We start from the raw sequence: 16471 nt of genomic DNA, 5'->3' as shown, positions 1-16471 counted from the left end.
CAGTTCCCTAACTGGGTGCGGATTGACTGGATCGTCCACTAGGGACGAAGTATCGAAAAGTGAATCGTCACTGCTCCCTTGACGGAAGGGTTACACGGAGTTCGTCATCGACCACGTAGAAGTATCCACGTTCAAGCAGGCGTGTGATCGCGTAGTTTGCATCCTCTGGTTCGAGCGCCAGCTCGTCTGACGCATTGAGTACGTCTACCGCCTTCTCACGGCTGATGGTTGGAACGCGACACTGGCTGTCACCGGTCTCCGTGTCTGCCATGTGGGTGGAGAGGATGGTGTCGGCATCGGTCACCCAGTCGGGAAGTGGGGGCGTGGATCGTCGACCAATGGCATCTATCATTTCATCCGTATGTCTATAGCTCAATACCATACTGCTTAATTGTATCCCCGAGAGGAGGTCGCAGTCTGCCTAGAGTCAGGCGATTAGTAAGTACGATTAGTCAGCCGATTGACTATGACTGGACGAAGTTGAATGGTCTTCCGTTCGGAAGTCGGTCATGAGTCGGCGGACTCGCCGGGAGAGATCGTTGAGGAAGTGCGGGATGTTGACGGGCCGTCGTGTGGGCTGGGCGAGCGGTAGCAGACTATCAGCGACCACATGATGGCGACGGCGGCCGAGCCGAGCACCGAGAACCGCATCCTCAGCGTGGCGGACGTGATAGTATAGAGACTGCCGATGGTCATGGACGGCATACTCGAGCCAAGCGGGATCTGTGCTGTTTTGTCTCGCAGTGTCGGAGCGAGGAAGACGATCGAGAGAACACTTCCACCAAGGAAGACGAGATCTTGCCACATCACCAGAATAGGGTACTCGAAAGTGAGTGGAAATCAACCAGTATCCAGACTGTATTCCGCATAACACCAAACTTTGCGAGGTACTGATAGTGGGTTCGGGCGGTACCCGACACGGAACGTCGGCGAAAGGTGAGAGACAAGCGCGAGAGGAATTAAAGATCGTTGCCCTGACTACTGGGTAGACACGGACGCCACGGGTCAGCCGACCCGTGGTACTTCACGAGTCTTTCCCGTGTATGTGTTCTTCTGAATACTCAGAGACTCGCTCATCACCCGCTTGCATCATCTCCTTCGTCGGATCATTTTCCTGCGAAAGATAACTGATCTCACGTTGCGGGAATGGAATATCGATATCGGCTTCGTCGAACTCTTCGTACACGAGACGGTTGATCTGATCGACGGCGCGGGGCTCGCTGAAGGGATGAGCAACGAAGGCCCAGAGCTCGAATACGAGTGCGGAATCGCCAAATTCCCGAAACAGCACTTGTGGTGCCGGATTGTCCAGTATTAGCGCGACTTCGTCACAGATCTTTAGAAGAATTTCTTCGACATCCTCATGGTCCGTTCCATAAGCAACCGTAACTGACACCCGAATTCGCTTTCGCCGCTGCGGAGCGGATTCGTTGATCACAGATGCAGAATTCAACACTGAGTTCGGGACCGTAATCAGGATGTTGTCGCGTGTGAGAACCGTCGTACTTCGTATCCCGATATCGGTGACCGTCCCACGACGACCGTCTTCAAGGAGGATAACGTCGCCCGTTTTATACGTATCGTCGAAGTAGAGCGAGACACCGCCGATCAAATTCCCGATTGTGTCCTGTGCGGCCAGGCCGAGTATAATACTAAGGACTCCTGCAGAGGCGAAAATCGGTGTAACGTTGATTTCCCAGATGACAAGGACGAATAGTAATGTTAGAATGAGAGAGGTGATAGTTAAAAAATTCTTGAATACAGGCGAGAATTCATACTCACTTTCGTTCGCATTCACGACTTCGATCCATTGAGATCCGAATCCGATAGTTGCCCTCATCCATAATATGATGAGTATAGAGAGGATCCCATTGACAAGATAATAGCTCGACTGGATAACTCCTAACGTATTCAGGCTAAGGTAGACGCCACCAAGGATGATAGAGGCGTGTAGCGGTGTGTGTAATTCGTTCAAAAAGACCTGACTCATTGAATCGTCCGGCCATCGATCCGACTGACTCAAGAAGTGATGTCCGATCCACTCTATGAACCGAGAGAGAAGATACGAGCCGACGAGAATGCCACCGACGAGTATCCATGGATGTTCAGTCAGCGGAATCTCCGGAATGTTTAGCGCGAAGATTATTTCCATATGGAGTGTATTAATCATGGATTGAACAATTATTCTGCGTTGATTTCAGACACTACGGTGAACAGGGGTAGCATCGATGTCAATCTTCATATTCTACGTCGAGCCCCCGCGAGGACGCCACTGTCTAGATGAACACCTCCTCGGCAGGAGTTCGTTCATCTAATGCCAAATTCGGACGTTCACGGTTACGACGTGGATCGATCGGTTCCATCAGATGTGGATAGTGGTGAGCCAGCGCTGGCTCGCCGCTTCGTCTACTATTCCAGTACACGACGACCGAATCAGACGCTCGACAACCGCACTCCCGCCGAGGAAGTGGTGAAACGATGACTAGACACTACCGTTGATTGGAATATATTACTCTGGCTTCCAGTCCATTTTAACTGTGATTGTTTCACGATTTCCTCGCAAAATTGAGGAGCTTTCCCTGACTCCGACTTCATACGCAATAGTTGATGGTGGAGAGAGGGAGACAGTCTTATTCCCTATTTGGACATCTGCTGGTCCGTCCCCTTCAATTTCATCGGCAAGTGTTCTGAGTTCTTCTGCAGCCTCATCTCGCGCCAGTTTTTCCTCCTTGAGTGTTTTCTCTGCCATCGTCAGATCACAATTTCGAGGGAATATATAAAATGTCGGCTTGATATTTCAATTATATTGCTAGGTTCGCGACCAGCGACGTAATCGGGATCAAGGGCTTTGCAGCGCTCAAAGAACACGACGTGAAGGCACTGACGCAGTACCTTCATCATCCTGAACAGTATCGGTCGTGTGAAGGGCTCTGTCGTCCTCTATCTGGTCGTGAGCCAGGGCGGGAAGAAGTATATGGTGGTCCTCCAAGGGGTAGAGACGAGCAATATGGGGAGGAGCATCTCGAGGAGTTGAAAACCGATGAAATGGAGGAAGTTCGGTGACCGCGTTCAAAGAACTGGAGCGAGGCGACATTGTCTGGGGGGCTGATCCGCTCTCGGATAAAGGTCGCCCGATGCTCGTTCTGGAAACACCTCAGTCCGAACCACGGCGTGCAACTCATCTCGGTCCTGATCTCCACGAGGACCTACTACGAAGAATCACTCCCGCTTCGAGACGACGACTACGAGGGCGACCCACTCGGAGAACGCAGTGACGTCCTTCCGTGGTCGCTCGCGACCCTCAATAGTGCTGCAGAGGTCGATCTCCATATGACCTCCCTCGTCGACGAACGCGCCGAGGACGTGGCAAGACAATCGATCGGCTACATCTCCTCCTGAGCAACCCTTGCTAGTGTCAACGATGATACCGGATCCGGTACAGCGCAAACCGGGGAACAGAACAACCCCGTCTCCCGCTCGATTTGCGTTGCCTGTGCCGTCCAGGCGTGCCTGGATCTCGACTATCGCGACCATCACGTCTGCGACGCGGCTGTGGACTCGTCGTTGACGCGCTCACGGCATCGCGGGCGTTTCACGCCGGCTTCTAGCGGACCGAAGGTCCCGCCCGGCTCACGCGGTTTCGGGTGGAACTCGGTCACTTCGAATGGGGTGAGCGAATCGCGAACACACCTCGTTTAGCGTATCGTCTTCGGACAGGTCGCTATTCGATGACCGCCACGTCGAACTTCCCTCGCCACCGGTATCGCCGGCCGCCCCAGACGAACGTCCGGCGGGCGAGCGCGTAGAAGAGAAGTGGGACGAACACGAACAGCGACGGATACGCCAGCACGGCCGTCCACCGGCGGATGCCCAGGACCTCGTAGACGGCGAAATGTGCCACCGTGAGGATTGCCGCCGCAGGGAGCGGGGCCAGAACCGCCCCTGCGAGTACGAGCAGCGAGACGAGACAGATCCCGGCGACGGTACCGGGGAAGTGCCACCGAAGGATCTGCGTCCAGCGAACCGGGCGCTCAACCGCCTCGCGAACGCTCCCTCCGATGGGGACGATTCGCGTCCGGCCGACCGTCGTCACCTCGAGGTACTCCATGAGGAGGCCGTCGTCGCTGACGGTGCGCCGGAGTTCGTCGAGGAACGCTGCCTCGTCGATGTCCCCTCGCTCGAACACGACCGAACCACCCCAGATTTGGTCGCCGAGGTAGAGGCCGAGCGAGCCCCCCGAAGCGTACAGCGGTTCGAGCACCACCGAGAGGGGGTCCTGGCCGACAAAGTACGGCACCTCCGACACCGGGCCGTGTTCCTCGTAGTCCGCGTTCATCGTCGCCAGCCAGTCCGGGGGATGGTGGTAGTCGTCGTCCGTCCAGACGATGCGGTCGTGGCGCGCGGCCTCCATCCCGGCGACGATGGCGTTGGCCTTCCCCGAGCAGCCCTCGGGTTCACCGGCGGCGATGAGCCTGACGCCCTCGTGGCTCTCTTTCTGCTCGGTGACGGGGTCCTCCGCGCCGTCGTGGATGACCAATAACTCGTCGCCGTCTCCGAGCTGGACAGTGACCTCCGCGCATGCGTCGGTCCACTTCGTCGTCGGGAGGAGAATACTCGTCGGCGGCCGCTCAGACATGGGTATCCCTCCTCTCCCGGGGGCGATGAGCGCGCTGCCGGTGATCCATGGACGCTTATGGTCAACGTCTTTGTCGGTCGCAGTCAATCACGAACGTATGCGTTACGTCACATTCGTGGGCTATCCCGAGGACGGTGGGATCAACCGGCTCGACCGGCAGGTCAACGAACTCGGCCTGGCGTACCGAGCCATCCACCGAATGGAACTCCTCGACGACGACACCGTCGCGATGTTCGCCGAGGGTCGTGGCGACGTGGAGGAACTCCGCGGAATCCTGTCGGAGTCGCCCGACGTCTTCGAGTTCTCGATCACCGGCGACGATTCCGGGTTCTTCTCATATACGCGCTATGCGGTGGACGATCTGAGCCGGATGCTCATGGAGAACCGGCGCGAGTCGTCCTCCCTGATCGACATGCCGATCGAGTACACCGAAGACGGTGGCCTCCGGGTGACCTACATCGGGACGGAGGCAGCCTTCGCTGACACCCTCTTCGAGCAGCCGGAGGGCATCAGGGTCGAGATCGAACGGACTGGCCCGTACACGCCCGGCCCCCGCCACGTCGTCTCTCGGCTGACCGAGCGCCAGCGCGAGGTGCTGGAAGCGGCGGTCGACCTCGGGTACTACCAGGAGCCCCGCGAGGCGACCCACGACGAGATCGGGGCGGCGATCGGCCTGGCCGAGACGACCGTCGGCGAGCACCTCCGGAAGATCGAGGCGACCGTGTTCTCGTCGCTCCACGTCGGCGCCACCAGTCGCTGAATCTATGCAGCATAAGCGGGCGGCCCGACTCCGAACACAACCGCACGACGGTGGAGATCCGTTGCCTAGGCAAATTGACGGTAACGAGAAGTCTGTTGATGTAATCGAGAAGGCATCTTATATATCTCGACGTTCGAACAGGATCTGACTCACGATGAGTAAGCTCAGGAACGTAGCAATCAAAATCCCTATATCAACCAGTTCGTACGACCCATCAATGAGAACCGGCGTCGGAGAGTAATAGTGGGTCGGACTAATATTTTGTATCCACGCGAAGCCCTCTGCCGCACCAACAGCAGACTCAACGAGCCAGAGCACGAATATCAGCCCGATGGCAGCTCGTTCTGCAACTGCTGCCCGATCCACAAGAACGGAGAGAACCATACCAATTGCTGCACAGACGAGGAGATACGGAATCGAGAGGAGGTGAGCCAACGCGAGATGCATCGGATCAATCGTCTCACCGATCGCCAACACGAGGCCGTACGTGACACCGCCCACAACCACGTTTAGCGAAATTACCGGGAGGAGAAACGATGCAAACTTCTCGGCGAGTAACTGGCTTCGAGAAACGGGGAACGAAAGCAACAGATCCATTCGATCACTCTCAATATCACCCGCGATCACTCCCGCCGATGCGTACGCGAAGTATATCCCGAGTCCCAGCAACCACAGGAACGTATAGATCTGTCCTCCGAGCCACCCCTCAATGGAACCGATTGACTGCATACCGAATGCATCTAACATCGCTGGCGGCAACGACTCCGCTATCTGCTCATATGCTGACGGGTCCAAGAGGGAGAAGTACCAGATGATGAAGGCCACGTAGAGACTGAGACCGACAGTCAGAATTACTGTTCCACGGACTCGACGGCTCATCTCATACCTGGTGGTTTCAAACATCGGATTGCACCCCCTGACTGGTTTCGACTGCACCGTCTGTCCCGTAGTAGTGCATAAAGATATCCTCCAGCGGTGGTTCGCTAATTTCTATCTCACGGACATCATGGGTCGCAAGCTCACGGAGCAGCGCGTTATATTCTCCAGTGTAGATGAACTGGATTCCCTCCGCGAACGTCTGAACGTCTATTACCCCGTCGATCTCTGCGAGATCCGCTCTGGCCCCGTCCGTCGTCTGGAGTTGCACCCGCTTTCCGCCTTGCTGAAGCAGCGTCTCGATGTCTTCCAGACCAACAAGCGTCCCTTCACGGAGGATACCAACGCGGTCACACACGCGGCGAACTTCGCTCAGCACGTGTGATGAAAAGAATAGCGTCTTGCCACGCTCGCGCTCGTTCCTGATGAACTCGTTGAACTCTTCTTGTTTGAGGGGGTCGAGGCCGGAGGTTGGCTCGTCCATGATTACGAGTTCGGGATCGTGCATAAATGCCTGGACGATACCAAGCATACGCTTGTTCCCGGTTGAATACTCGCGGATCCGACGCTCAACTGGAGGGGTAAATATCTCGAGGAGTTCGTCCCGACGGGACCCCCCTTTCACTGATTCGTGATAGTCGAGGACGCCTTCACCCGTCTCTTCCTCGTCGAATCCGAGATGCGCAGGCAGATATCCGATTCGTTGTTTTGCCCCGATGAGCGCGCCCTCATCATGGATATCTGCGCCGAGGACGGACGCAGTGCCAGCTGTTGGTTCGAGTAACCCGAGAAGCGATCGAATCGTCGTTGTCTTGCCGGCTCCGTTTGGACCGAGAAAGCCGAATACCTCCCCGCTTTCTACGGTGAACGAAAGGGAGTCTACCGCACGGACACTCCCGTAGTCTTTTGTTAGGTCGTTCACTTCGATTGTCGCCATACTCTAACGTACATACTATGACTAAATATCTATTTTGGTTATGGAGTAATAACCGAAAACCAATTTAGTTATGAGTTTTCAAGCCCGACGGATAGATATGCGAAAGTTCAGTGATGAAGACCGGGAGCGGATACGAGCGGAACTTCTTGAAACTGCGCGTGAGCTGTTGTTGAAGTACGGGCCTGCGAAGACAACGGTGAAGGATATTACTGAACCAGTTGGTATTGCTAAACCCACATTCTACCAATTTTTCGACGCCAAGTCTGATCTCTATGTGGAGATATTCGAACAGGAATTAGACGAGTTTGCGAAGACACTGCAGTCGGAACTGGAGGGGAGTAACGATGCCCAAGAACGGCTTGAGCAATTCTTCTGCTGTTATGTTGAATTTGGTGAAGGAAATGAGTTCATCCAGGAGGTGTTCATTAAACGGGACTATCAAGAGGTTCTTGGGAATGTCTCGTCTGATCAGCTTACCGAGATAGAGCGGAAAGAGATGGAAGTATTGGTTCCCCCTATCAAAGATATCCAAGCACGAAGCGAAGGCCCGATCTCAGAGATGGAGCCAATAACCGTACTTGGGCTTATGGGATCGTCTCTCGGTTTGCTAATCCTTCATAAGGACGAGTACGACGAAATCGGTGCTAATCTTGAGGAGATCCAAGACGGGATCTATTATCATCTGCAAGAGGAAATGATAGCTACCCTTTCGAGAGGCCTCACCGTAGAAAACTAACGACCGTCACGCTGAGCACAGTTGGTGTGTGGAACGTTCTACGACACCCTCTGATTGGTCGGCCTGAAGTTCAAGTGCCGGTACCGCCGACGATGAGCGTCCTCCCCTCTCCGCGGTTAGATTCCATGCACGCTACTGATAGCACCGGTGTCGGAAATCGGCATGAGCATTTCCCCCGGATGTCGATAGCGCTGTGAAACGACACGGCGATCGGTCCGATAACCGACTCCCGCTTCGCACGGCCGTGCCGCGTCTCCTGCGAACTCCTATATATGTCTACGGGCACAGTCGTCGGCCGAGCGACTCGCGGATACGGATTACCTGCGGCGCCGACCTCTGGATTCACGAACAGTATGAGTCAACTCCGTGCGAAACGCGTCCCGAACGCCGTACGTTCGACCAGAAACTGGCAGCTCGGCTCGCTTCTCGGCGGCTTCGCCCTCGTCATGCCGCTTCTGAGCGTCTTCGGCGTTTCAGATGGCCGGCCCTGGGTACCGGTTCTAACGATGGTCGTGATCACGATCCTCTGGATCGGCGTCGTCGTCCTGGTCGGCGACCGACGACCTATCCCGACGCTGGCGATTGCGGGCGGGACGTACGGCGTCCTCGCGATCGGCGTGAGTATCGTTCTCCAGGGCGGGCTCTCGGCCCCCGTCTTTGCGATCCCGGCTATCATCCTAACCAACGCCGTGTGGGGTGTGCTCGCCGGTATCGCCGCTGCTGGAATCGACCGATCGCGAGCCGACTGACGTCCGAACGTGACGCGTCCACCGATGACACTCAACCTCGAACGCCGTCGGTTCCGGCCACTCCCTCCGGCCACTGACGACCGCTCCCGTCATCAGGTATCTCATCGTCAGCGCTTCGGACGAGCGATCGGACCCGAAACTCCGCGAGCGAAATCGCGTTTCGCGGATTGGGAGTACGCACCGATGCCGATCGCGGTGTTTACAACGCTCGTTTTATGTCCGCCGCGGATCGATACTGCACATCGCATGGCCGCCTCGATCACCGCACGGAGCACTCCCGAGGGCACCGATCGATTTCGGCACCGACGTGCGGAATGACCGGGGACAGTGATGTTCGAGAGATCGCCGCCCTCCTGGAGGACGAATACGCCCACGACATACTCATCCAGACCAGCGAACGAGAAATGTCCGTACCTGAACTGAGCGAAGCGTGCGATGCGTCCGTGTCCACGATCTACCGGCGCATCGAACGCCTCCAGAAGCACGATCTCGTCGATGAGCGGTTGCAAATCGATCAGGACGGCCACCACTATCACACGTACGCCGCACGGCTCGAACGGATCGAGATCGAACTTGTCGACGGGTCGTTCGAGCTCCGAGTCACGTACCGAGAGGAAACCGCCGCCGACCGATTCACCGATCTCTTCGAGGGGTTGCGCTAACATGCGTTCGTTCGTGCTCCTTCAAGTGACGACGGGCGGCCAGAGGATCCTCGTCCTCCTCACGCTCCTTGGGTTGGTCGTCACCGCCGTTCTGTCGCTCGGGATAGCATATCTGGTCGCTCGTCGATACAGCGACTCCCGAGATCGGGGACGGCTCTACCTGGCGCTCGGGCTCGTCCTTCTCACGACCGGACCGATCTTGATCCAGTTCGTGCTCGCGAACCTGACCGACGTCTCCGCGCTCGGTCGGTCGGCAGCCGCGAATACGAGTAAACTCCTCGGACTCGCTGCCACGCTGTACGCGATATATGGGGTTTCGCGCAACCGAGCGTCCGGCGATTCTCCGCGATCGAAACGGGTGAGAAAATGATCGGCCTACTCCTGTACGGCGTCGGCCCGATCGCGAACGCGGAAGCGACGATCGCCGCGTTCGCGGCAGCGGTCGCCATCGTCGGATCGTTCGTCGCGTTCCTCGCCTACCACGGCTACCGGCGCAACGGGAGCCGACCGATGCTGTACCTCGCCGTCGGCATCGCCTTCCTGACCGCGGTTCCGGTCGTCATTGACTACGGGGTGGGGGCGCTGCTTCCGGCGACGGACGCGGAGATCCTCTTCGCCATCACCATCGCCCACCTCGCTGGCGTGCTCGCGATCCTGTACGCACTGACGAAGGCGTAGGCGCCGTCGCCGCGGCCGATACTCGAACTTCGACCACGGTTAGTCCGCTAACCGCCGCCAGTATCGCGGAACGGTGAGCATGACCCGGGCGTACCGGCCCCACACCGAGGCGAGTACGTTGACGAGCGGCAACGTCACGAGAAACAGGAGGGCGAGTCCGAGACAGGCGACGAACAGCGCACCGGGAAGGGTGTCTACCTGCCACGAACCGAGGCGAAACGTCGTTCGCAGTCCGACCAGTAACGTATCCCAGCCGAACAGGATGTCGAGCGCAAAATCGCCGCGCGGAATCGGCCCGTACGCGACGACTGGCGCGTCCTCGTAGTATAGCGGCGCGGAGAGAAAGCTCCACGATGTCGCCACCAGCGACGCGATCACGCCGAACGCGACGGACCCGAATACGAACACGCTGACGAGATACGCGACGGCCATCCACGTTCGGAGATCGGTTACGAGCCGTTTTACGATCGTCCACAGCCCCCGGTCGTTCGGAACGCGTTCGACGGGAACCTCGACGTCCAACAAGACGCGGACGAGCGTCCGTTCGAAGCCGGCCAACCCGGTCGCGACCGCGAGCACGCCGACGACTATTGGGACGCCGACGAGAACGATCGTGAGTCCGAGCCCGGTGGTGAACCCGATAATGAGAACGTTGAAATACGCGATACCCAGCGGGAACATCGACAGTACGTACAGGAGGTTTCGATACGTCTGGAGCCTCGCGGGGGCGCCGATCCAGCGGCCGAGGAATCCGCCGAGAGAGTGTGTTTCCGGGGGGTTTTTCGTAGACATGAGTACGACGGTTACGTCTGCGATGGGAGAGACCCGCGCGTTACGGTACGCGTCTCCGTCGGTTGCACCTCCCTGCGGACGGACGCCGCGACGGCTGCGAACCGCGAGAGGATCGGGGCCTCGTTCGGGACATACGTCGATACCCCGTGGGAGCGGTATAAACATTTACGCACGGTCGCCGCTCCAGCGACTGTGCTATCCGGATTAATCCCCCACCGTTCCTCCGGGTCGCCTAGTGACCATGGTTCCGATTACTGCGATCGATGGAACGGCGCTGACAACTCGAATTCCGACGGGTGCAGCGAGTACAGCAGGGGAGAACTACTTTCTGTACGCGTGGACCGACGGGGTGATCGGATGACGGCGTCCGAACGGCCGTGGGGACGCTACGGCTACTGCACTTTGGCGGGACTGTTCGCCGCGTGCGTCCTCGTCCAGACCTACATCGCCGGCATGGCGATCTTCGTCGATCCGGCGAACTGGGGACTTCACAGGACGTTCATCCACCTCTTCGAGATCGTTCCTATTCTCATGGTACTCGTCGCCTTTCTGGGGCGGCTCTCCTGGCCGTTGCGGCTGTTCCCCATCGGGCTGTTCGCGCTCATCAGTGTCCAGTACGCGACGGCCCACGCGTTCGGGTCGATGGCCACCGCGATTCACCCGGTCGTCGCCGTCGTAATCTTCTGGCTCGCGGTCGTCGCGACGAAGCGCTCGTGGCCCCGATCGGACGGTGCGGTGAGTCGGGCGGTGCGGCGAACCGCTGACTGATACCGAATGGATTCCGCTGTAGTCGTTCAACGACGAACGCGCTCGTTTCGATCGCGTCAGCACGATTTCGTATCGACGCATAATTGCTGCCGACGAGGCTCGGTGACGGTGCAGCCACTTCCCCTTATAATCGTTTCGCACGAATGCCGCCCTGGAGATCGTGCTGGACGTCTTATTCTCGTCTCACTCCTCCGTTTCCTCGTGAAGCTACGATGACGACTGTACGAACCAGCGTGCCGTGGATGGCCCAGACGCGGACGTTCGCGCGCCGACAGTTACAGCAACTGCGTCGAAACAAGATGATCGTCTTCCTCACCGTCGCGTGGCCGGTCTTGTGGTACTTCCTGACGATCGAATTTTTCGTCGACCTCCCGCCGGGAACCGATCTCGGGCCGATGAAAGCGGTAAACGGGATCAACTACGGGCTGTTCGGTGCCTTCACCGTCACCGTCGCCGTTTTCGCGGGCGCGTTCGCCCGCGACCTCGAGGGGAACCGGTATCGAAAACTCCGTTCGATGCCGATCGCACCGACGGCCGATCTCGCCGGTCGGTTCGTTGCTGGCGCGGTACTCGGCGTCGCGTCGTACCTCGTGACGATCCTCGTCGCGTACGCCCACGGCGGGGCGTTCGGACCGCTGACGATCGAGACGGTGGCAATCCTCGCGCTGACGCTCGGTTCCTTCTGCCTGATCGCGATGGCGCTCGCGATGATGATCGCGCTCGTCGTCACGAAACCCGAACAGATGACGACGATCGCCATCGTGATGGCGCTGATGGCTTACTTCGTGACCGGCTTCAACGGCTCGTCGCCGGAGATGCTCGCCGAGGGCGCGGAGATGGTGAACTACCTGCCGAACTCGCTCGCGACGCGGCTGCAGATCGCCCACTGGGTCGGCGCCGAAAACTTCGGGTCGATGACGCCGCCGGAAGCGCCCGACTCGATCGAGTACGTCGGAATTCTCCTCGGCTACGCCACCGCCTCGCTGGCGGTCTCGATCGCGGTCATTCGACGAATCGCGTACGGAGGTGACTGACGATGGCGCAATCCGTACGCGAAACGACGGCGTCGACGTCGATCGTCGACGCGTCGAACGTGACGAAACGCTTCGGGAGCCACGAGGTCCTCACCGGAATCGACCTATCGATCGCGGAGGGCGAGATACTGCTCCTGATGGGGCCGAACGGCGCGGGCAAATCCGTGTTCCTGTCGTGTCTCTCGGGCAGCGCTCATCCGAGCAGCGGCGAGATTCGACTCTTCGATGGACTACCCCCCGTCGACGCCCAGTCTTCGATGAGCGTGATGTTTCAGGGCGCGATGGCCGATCCGGAACTCACCGGTGAGGAGAACCTGCGGTTCTACGAGGACCTCCATCCCAACGGAACGAATCGGTGGCGCGATCTCGTAGAACGGCTCGAAATCGGGGACGAGATCGATCGACTCGTCGGGGAGTACTCGGGCGGAATGCGCCGGAAAATCGAGATCGCGATCACGCTCACGATCGACGTCCCGTTCTACGTTCTCGACGAACCGACCGTCGAACTCGACCTCGCGACCATTCGAGAACTTCACGATATCCTCCTGGAACTGCGCGCCGACGGGAAAACGTTCCTCGTCACGAGTCACGCGCCGCTTGACGCGCAGATAGCCGATCGGATCGCGTTCCTTCGGGACGGGGACATCATCGCGAACGGCTATCCCGACGACCTCTTCGAGCGACTCCCGCCGGTGTTGCGAGTGCGCGGCGCGGTTCCTTCCGAAAACCTCCTCGTTGGAAACAGACTGTTTCGACGTGGAGACGAGATCCGCGGATTTCTCCCGGCCGACGTCGACGTGAAGCGTGTAGAGTTGGCGCTACGAGACCGATCGGGAACGCCGCTCGTCGACACGGATGAACCGTCGTACACGGATCTGTTCAACTACTACACCTACATCCACCCGCTCGACGGGAGCGAGTAATGCTTTGCGCGACGAACGCATTGCAGTGTCTCACACCTCGTCGTCCGATGTGACCGGTCAGAGCCGTATTTGACCGATCAGATACCGACCGTTTCCGACATGGAGTTGCTGCATGAGCCCACTCAAATCCGGACGCGTCAATGCCGGTGACACCGTTGACCGGCAAATCCGCGAGCGAGACGTTCAGTAACACCCGCCAGACAGCCATCTCCAAACGGTCGAACGCCTTACAGAGTGTCGAGGGTGCAGGGATCGAGTCAAGATCAAGGACGCCACGGATACGAGGCATCTTGATGAGTTCGTCAACGAGGCCACTCGCTTGCAAACCTCGAATTTGAGATCGATCATCCCGGTGGGAGGCGCTGTTCAGAGTAGGGTTTGAAGGTATGAGGCGAGGTCAATGCAATCGGAACGACATGGAGAAAAACGCTACTACGAGACGATGACGACCGAAGATCATCAACACGAGACGTACCTCGAGCAGGTCACTGAAACGGTTTCATCGTGGCCGGGAATCGTAACGGATGAAGGTCGGTTCAGCTCGACGACCTTCCGGGTGGAGGACAGAGACATCGGCCACATTCACTCGTGGGGCCCGGTGGACATCGGGTATCCACAAGCACTCCGAAAGCAGTTGATTGCAGAAGGTGAAACCGGGGAACACCACGTCGTGTCGGACCGCGCGACCACCTTCCACGTCGAAGCAGCGGCCGATGTCGAGCAGGCAGTCACACTGTTTCGGCTCTCATATCTCTACCAAGTGTTGGTGCTCCAGAGCCACGGCGGCGTTGACGCCGAACTCGCCGCAATCGACGTGAGCGACGAGCTTGCGAGCATGGATGTGAGTGAGGATATCCGAGCGATTCTCGAGGACATCCGCAGCCGATAACGAGCAAAGAAGACGCAGCAGTCGCTCGAGTCGACTGAGAGGCGTTTACATCGATAGATTATGGGACTATACTGGACGGGGTCACCACGAATCAGACCGACGATCCCTCACAGCCGTCGTTTGTTGTTCTCATCGTATACTGTCAGATTTTGCGCCGCGAGTTCTACAGTCCGCTCGATTCGTCTCTCTTTCGTCTCGGCCGTTTTCGCGTCCTCGACCGCCGCGATGAACGCATGCTGATCCGAGTTCGAGAAGTTCTGGAAGTTTTCCCAGGCATCCTCGTTTTCGTTCAGCGCAGCCTCCAGTTCGTCGGGAATCTCGTGGTCGTCGCCCAGTCGGTACGCCTCGTTCCACTCACCGGATGCCTTCGCGGCCTCCACCAGCTCCATCCCGGCCGGGGTCATCTGCCCCGTTTCGATCATCGTCAGGGCACGCTCTCTGTTGGCCTTCGACCACTTGCTATCCGGGTTGCGGGGAGTGAACCGGCGCTTGTACGTCTCGTCGTCGATCCCGTTGATCAGGCCGTCAATCCAGCCGAAGCAGATCGCCTGTTCGACCGATTCACCGTAGCTGATACCTGTTTCCTCGGCGTCTTTCTTGTAATAGCCGACCCACAGCTCTTCGGTCGTGTCGTGGTTCTCCTCGAGCCACGAGCGGAAGGCATCCATCGACGTGAAGAACGTCGGTTCCATCTCGTTCATATCATTCACTGTTTCGCGGAGGACCACTAATAGCCGTCCGGTCAGGTGACGAGTGGCGCTCCGTTCTGAATATCCCTCATCGGAGGAGTGGCGACCGATTTCAAATGTGGGATGACGAACGACGAAACGTGAGACCACCGTAACTTATCCACATTCACTGATCGTGGCGAGAGCGCTAACAGGATCCGTCATCGATTCGCGCGTCGCAGACCCGCCCGGACAGTGACGATTCCCACCAATAGGGCTATCACACCGATGACCGTCCACTGCACCGATCTTCCAGTGATCGGTTCGCAGTCTGCGACGCACAAGATGGGATCAATCTGGATGATTCCAAGGCCTTGCACTATCCATAACATTCCGAGAAGCGCCACGAGGACGCCGAGGATCATCGATACGGTCGATCTCGCGTTCATGTTTCAGGACACCTCCTGAAATCTGTCATCACTCGAGGATCTCACGATGGCCGAAGAGACGGACGTCCTCCTCTCGATTTGGTCGTCAGTCTCGGTATGACCCACTGGCGTAGCAATTCCCCGCACGAATGGTCTGACAGGGGTAATACCGAAACTCAGCGTTTCGATTTCGTCGAGAGCGAAGGGACCTGCTGCGATCCAGTCGTCCGTTCGACGGTCGAGATGGCAGCCGTTATCGACCCGTTTCCAGAGTGGTGTCAATGCGTCCTGGACGTAGCCACGTAGTCCGTCCGACCGAACGTGTTCGAAAAATCGGAATTCACCATCCGGCTTCACGACGCGATGGACTTCCTCGAGGGCACGAGAGGGATCCTGTACCGTACAGAACACCGCGGAGGCGATGACCACGTCGAACGTATCGTCCGCATAGGGAAGGGATTCAACCCGTCCTGATCGCAGATCTACATCTAACTCGTGCGTGCTGGCTGTTTGCTTCGCCTGCCGCCGCCTGTCGGGATCTGGTTCGATTGCATGCAGATGAAGCGCTGGTTGCTGTTGAGCGGCTGTTCGTAGGTATGGAAACATCGCACCGCTCCCCGCGCCGAGATCCAGTATCACCCCTTCGAGGTCGCGCGCGAGATACCGCCGGTGCTCGGCAAGGTCGAAGCGCTCATCGAGCGCGGCGATGACCCGATGACAGGGAGTTGATGGTCTCGATTCCGTCCGGTTCGCGTTGGGTTTTTCAGCTTTTCTGTTCGACATGCGTTGGTGATATAGACGGTCCGCCGATGCATGCGAACAGCGCCATACATCTGAGGCGGGTTTAAATACGTATACCGCGTACTCTTCCAGTGATGCACCACTGCCATCAGAGCCAACCCGATCAACTCGTCACTAGACGGAGCGACCGGATA

Annotated in this window: 20 protein-coding genes and 3 pseudogenes; 12 read left to right on the top strand and 11 right to left on the bottom strand. The window is 58.1% G+C overall.

Translation table 11 applies throughout. From position 1 onward, the window contains the following. Window positions 1-67: 67 nt before the first annotated feature. The 4 genes and pseudogenes from PGX04_RS01740 to PGX04_RS01725 form a co-directional block, all read right to left on the bottom strand. The gene (locus PGX04_RS01740; protein WP_273736937.1) at window positions 68-382 is read right to left on the bottom strand and encodes a hypothetical protein; all 315 of its coding nucleotides are present in this window, start codon (window positions 380-382) and stop codon (window positions 68-70) included. A 66-nt stretch (window positions 383-448) separates the two neighbouring features. Continuing rightward, window positions 449-807: pseudogene (locus tag PGX04_RS01735) on the bottom strand (hypothetical protein). Window positions 808-1024: 217 nt separating this feature from the next. After that, on the bottom strand, window positions 1025-2152 hold the full coding sequence (locus tag PGX04_RS01730) for a mechanosensitive ion channel family protein (RefSeq protein ID WP_273736935.1): 1128 nt from the start codon (window positions 2150-2152) through the stop codon (window positions 1025-1027). 357 nt (window positions 2153-2509) lie between these two features. Further along, complete coding sequence (locus PGX04_RS01725) at window positions 2510-2749, bottom strand: amphi-Trp domain-containing protein (protein WP_273736934.1); 240 nt, start codon at window positions 2747-2749, stop codon at window positions 2510-2512. A gap of 310 nt (window positions 2750-3059) precedes the next feature. Between PGX04_RS01725 and PGX04_RS01720 the strand changes: the two are divergent. Next, window positions 3060-3399 (top strand): annotated as a pseudogene (locus PGX04_RS01720) (PemK-like protein). Window positions 3400-3480: 81 nt separating this feature from the next. Next, window positions 3481-3699 (top strand): hypothetical protein, encoded by a 219-nt coding sequence (locus tag PGX04_RS34310; RefSeq protein WP_425498423.1) that lies wholly within the window; start codon window positions 3481-3483, stop codon window positions 3697-3699. Between the two features lie 22 nt (window positions 3700-3721). Here the strand turns inward: PGX04_RS34310 and PGX04_RS01715 are convergent, their stop codons facing one another. After that, entirely contained in the window at window positions 3722-4636 is a 915-nt protein-coding gene (locus tag PGX04_RS01715; protein WP_273736932.1) for a glycosyltransferase, read from the bottom strand. Between the two features lie 97 nt (window positions 4637-4733). Here PGX04_RS01715 and PGX04_RS01710 point away from each other — a divergent pair, with 97 nt between their 5' ends. Beyond that, window positions 4734-5396, top strand: a complete 663-nt coding sequence (locus PGX04_RS01710; RefSeq protein WP_273736931.1) for a helix-turn-helix domain-containing protein — start codon at window positions 4734-4736, stop codon at window positions 5394-5396. Between the two features lie 117 nt (window positions 5397-5513). Here the strand turns inward: PGX04_RS01710 and PGX04_RS01705 are convergent, their stop codons facing one another. Both PGX04_RS01705 and PGX04_RS01700 read right to left on the bottom strand, forming a co-directional pair. After that, on the bottom strand, window positions 5514-6299 hold the full coding sequence (locus PGX04_RS01705; protein ID WP_377042253.1) for an ABC transporter permease subunit: 786 nt from the start codon (window positions 6297-6299) through the stop codon (window positions 5514-5516). Next, window positions 6292-7209 (bottom strand): ABC transporter ATP-binding protein, encoded by a 918-nt coding sequence (locus PGX04_RS01700; RefSeq protein ID WP_273736930.1) that lies wholly within the window; start codon window positions 7207-7209, stop codon window positions 6292-6294. The genes PGX04_RS01705 and PGX04_RS01700 overlap by 8 nt, the downstream gene beginning before the upstream one ends. A 97-nt stretch (window positions 7210-7306) precedes the next feature. Between PGX04_RS01700 and PGX04_RS01695 the strand changes: the two genes are divergently transcribed. The 5 genes from PGX04_RS01695 to PGX04_RS01675 all read left to right on the top strand — a co-directional run bounded on the left by PGX04_RS01695 (window position 7307) and on the right by PGX04_RS01675 (window position 10034). Next, window positions 7307-7945, top strand: coding sequence for a TetR/AcrR family transcriptional regulator (locus PGX04_RS01695; RefSeq protein ID WP_273736928.1), 639 nt, complete (start codon window positions 7307-7309; stop codon window positions 7943-7945). Between the two features lie 353 nt (window positions 7946-8298). After that, window positions 8299-8694, top strand: a complete 396-nt coding sequence (locus PGX04_RS01690) for a hypothetical protein (protein WP_273736927.1) — start codon at window positions 8299-8301, stop codon at window positions 8692-8694. Window positions 8695-9008: 314 nt separating this feature from the next. Continuing rightward, window positions 9009-9356, top strand: a complete 348-nt coding sequence (locus tag PGX04_RS01685) for an ArsR/SmtB family transcription factor (RefSeq protein WP_273736926.1) — start codon at window positions 9009-9011, stop codon at window positions 9354-9356. Between the two features lies 1 nt (window position 9357). Continuing rightward, a complete protein-coding gene (locus PGX04_RS01680) occupies window positions 9358-9726 on the top strand; it encodes a hypothetical protein (protein WP_273736925.1) in 369 nt (122 codons plus the stop codon). Continuing rightward, on the top strand, window positions 9723-10034 hold the full coding sequence (locus PGX04_RS01675) for a DUF7521 family protein (protein ID WP_273736924.1): 312 nt from the start codon (window positions 9723-9725) through the stop codon (window positions 10032-10034). Before PGX04_RS01680 ends, PGX04_RS01675 begins: the two co-directional genes overlap by 4 nt. A 39-nt stretch (window positions 10035-10073) precedes the next feature. Here the strand turns inward: PGX04_RS01675 and PGX04_RS01670 are convergent, their stop codons facing one another. Continuing rightward, on the bottom strand, window positions 10074-10826 hold the full coding sequence (locus PGX04_RS01670) for a sensor domain-containing protein (protein WP_273736923.1): 753 nt from the start codon (window positions 10824-10826) through the stop codon (window positions 10074-10076). A gap of 357 nt (window positions 10827-11183) precedes the next feature. Here PGX04_RS01670 and PGX04_RS01665 point away from each other — a divergent pair, with 357 nt between their 5' ends. From PGX04_RS01665 to PGX04_RS01655, 3 genes are all read left to right on the top strand, one after another. After that, on the top strand, window positions 11184-11594 hold the full coding sequence (locus tag PGX04_RS01665) for a DUF6220 domain-containing protein (protein ID WP_273736922.1): 411 nt from the start codon (window positions 11184-11186) through the stop codon (window positions 11592-11594). A gap of 212 nt (window positions 11595-11806) precedes the next feature. Beyond that, window positions 11807-12628, top strand: coding sequence for an ABC transporter permease (locus PGX04_RS01660; RefSeq protein ID WP_273736921.1), 822 nt, complete (start codon window positions 11807-11809; stop codon window positions 12626-12628). Window positions 12629-12630: 2 nt separating this feature from the next. Then, on the top strand, window positions 12631-13551 hold the full coding sequence (locus tag PGX04_RS01655) for an ABC transporter ATP-binding protein (protein WP_273736920.1): 921 nt from the start codon (window positions 12631-12633) through the stop codon (window positions 13549-13551). A gap of 108 nt (window positions 13552-13659) precedes the next feature. Here PGX04_RS01655 and PGX04_RS01650 read toward each other — a convergent pair. After that, window positions 13660-13861: pseudogene (locus tag PGX04_RS01650) on the bottom strand (IS5/IS1182 family transposase); the annotation flags it as partial. A gap of 90 nt (window positions 13862-13951) precedes the next feature. Between PGX04_RS01650 and PGX04_RS01645 the strand changes: the two are divergent. After that, complete coding sequence (locus tag PGX04_RS01645) at window positions 13952-14440, top strand: luciferase domain-containing protein (protein ID WP_273736919.1); 489 nt, start codon at window positions 13952-13954, stop codon at window positions 14438-14440. A gap of 107 nt (window positions 14441-14547) precedes the next feature. On the opposite strand, the gene PGX04_RS01640 is transcribed toward PGX04_RS01645, so the two are convergent. After that, window positions 14548-15141: a YdeI/OmpD-associated family protein gene (locus PGX04_RS01640; RefSeq protein WP_273736918.1), complete on the bottom strand. Its 594-nt coding sequence runs from the start codon at window positions 15139-15141 to the stop codon at window positions 14548-14550. Window positions 15142-15560: 419 nt separating this feature from the next. After that, the gene (locus tag PGX04_RS01635; protein ID WP_273736917.1) at window positions 15561-16319 is read right to left on the bottom strand and encodes a class I SAM-dependent methyltransferase; all 759 of its coding nucleotides are present in this window, start codon (window positions 16317-16319) and stop codon (window positions 15561-15563) included. Between the last annotated feature and the right edge of the window lie 152 nt (window positions 16320-16471).

It is taken from the genome of Natrinema soli, from assembly GCF_028618695.1.
The sequence above is the reverse complement of the archived record's forward strand: the minus strand, read 5'-3'. Positions and strand labels throughout refer to the sequence as shown.

Excerpts from the sequence above, each read along its gene's own strand:
- PGX04_RS01730 (WP_273736935.1), bottom strand. The coding sequence starts at position 2,152 with ATGGAAATAATCTTCGCGCTAAACATTCCGGAGATTCCGCTGACTGAA.
- PGX04_RS01700 (WP_273736930.1), bottom strand. The coding sequence starts at position 7,209 with ATGGCGACAATCGAAGTGAACGACCTAACAAAAGACTACGGGAGTGTC.
- PGX04_RS01675 (WP_273736924.1), top strand. The coding sequence starts at position 9,723 with ATGATCGGCCTACTCCTGTACGGCGTCGGCCCGATCGCGAACGCGGAA.
- PGX04_RS01680 (WP_273736925.1), top strand. The coding sequence starts at position 9,358 with ATGCGTTCGTTCGTGCTCCTTCAAGTGACGACGGGCGGCCAGAGGATC.
- PGX04_RS01715 (WP_273736932.1), bottom strand. The coding sequence starts at position 4,636 with ATGTCTGAGCGGCCGCCGACGAGTATTCTCCTCCCGACGACGAAGTGG.
- PGX04_RS01640 (WP_273736918.1), bottom strand. The coding sequence starts at position 15,141 with ATGAACGAGATGGAACCGACGTTCTTCACGTCGATGGATGCCTTCCGC.
- PGX04_RS01665 (WP_273736922.1), top strand. The coding sequence starts at position 11,184 with ATGACGGCGTCCGAACGGCCGTGGGGACGCTACGGCTACTGCACTTTG.
- PGX04_RS01685 (WP_273736926.1), top strand. The coding sequence starts at position 9,009 with ATGACCGGGGACAGTGATGTTCGAGAGATCGCCGCCCTCCTGGAGGAC.
- PGX04_RS01655 (WP_273736920.1), top strand. The coding sequence starts at position 12,631 with ATGGCGCAATCCGTACGCGAAACGACGGCGTCGACGTCGATCGTCGAC.
- PGX04_RS01690 (WP_273736927.1), top strand. The coding sequence starts at position 8,299 with ATGAGTCAACTCCGTGCGAAACGCGTCCCGAACGCCGTACGTTCGACC.
- PGX04_RS01635 (WP_273736917.1), bottom strand. The coding sequence starts at position 16,319 with ATGTCGAACAGAAAAGCTGAAAAACCCAACGCGAACCGGACGGAATCG.
- PGX04_RS01660 (WP_273736921.1), top strand. The coding sequence starts at position 11,807 with ATGACGACTGTACGAACCAGCGTGCCGTGGATGGCCCAGACGCGGACG.
- PGX04_RS01710 (WP_273736931.1), top strand. The coding sequence starts at position 4,734 with ATGCGTTACGTCACATTCGTGGGCTATCCCGAGGACGGTGGGATCAAC.
- PGX04_RS01740 (WP_273736937.1), bottom strand. The coding sequence starts at position 382 with ATGGTATTGAGCTATAGACATACGGATGAAATGATAGATGCCATTGGT.
- PGX04_RS01645 (WP_273736919.1), top strand. The coding sequence starts at position 13,952 with ATGCAATCGGAACGACATGGAGAAAAACGCTACTACGAGACGATGACG.
- PGX04_RS01670 (WP_273736923.1), bottom strand. The coding sequence starts at position 10,826 with ATGTCTACGAAAAACCCCCCGGAAACACACTCTCTCGGCGGATTCCTC.
- PGX04_RS01725 (WP_273736934.1), bottom strand. The coding sequence starts at position 2,749 with ATGGCAGAGAAAACACTCAAGGAGGAAAAACTGGCGCGAGATGAGGCT.
- PGX04_RS01695 (WP_273736928.1), top strand. The coding sequence starts at position 7,307 with ATGCGAAAGTTCAGTGATGAAGACCGGGAGCGGATACGAGCGGAACTT.
- PGX04_RS01705 (WP_377042253.1), bottom strand. The coding sequence starts at position 6,299 with ATGTTTGAAACCACCAGGTATGAGATGAGCCGTCGAGTCCGTGGAACA.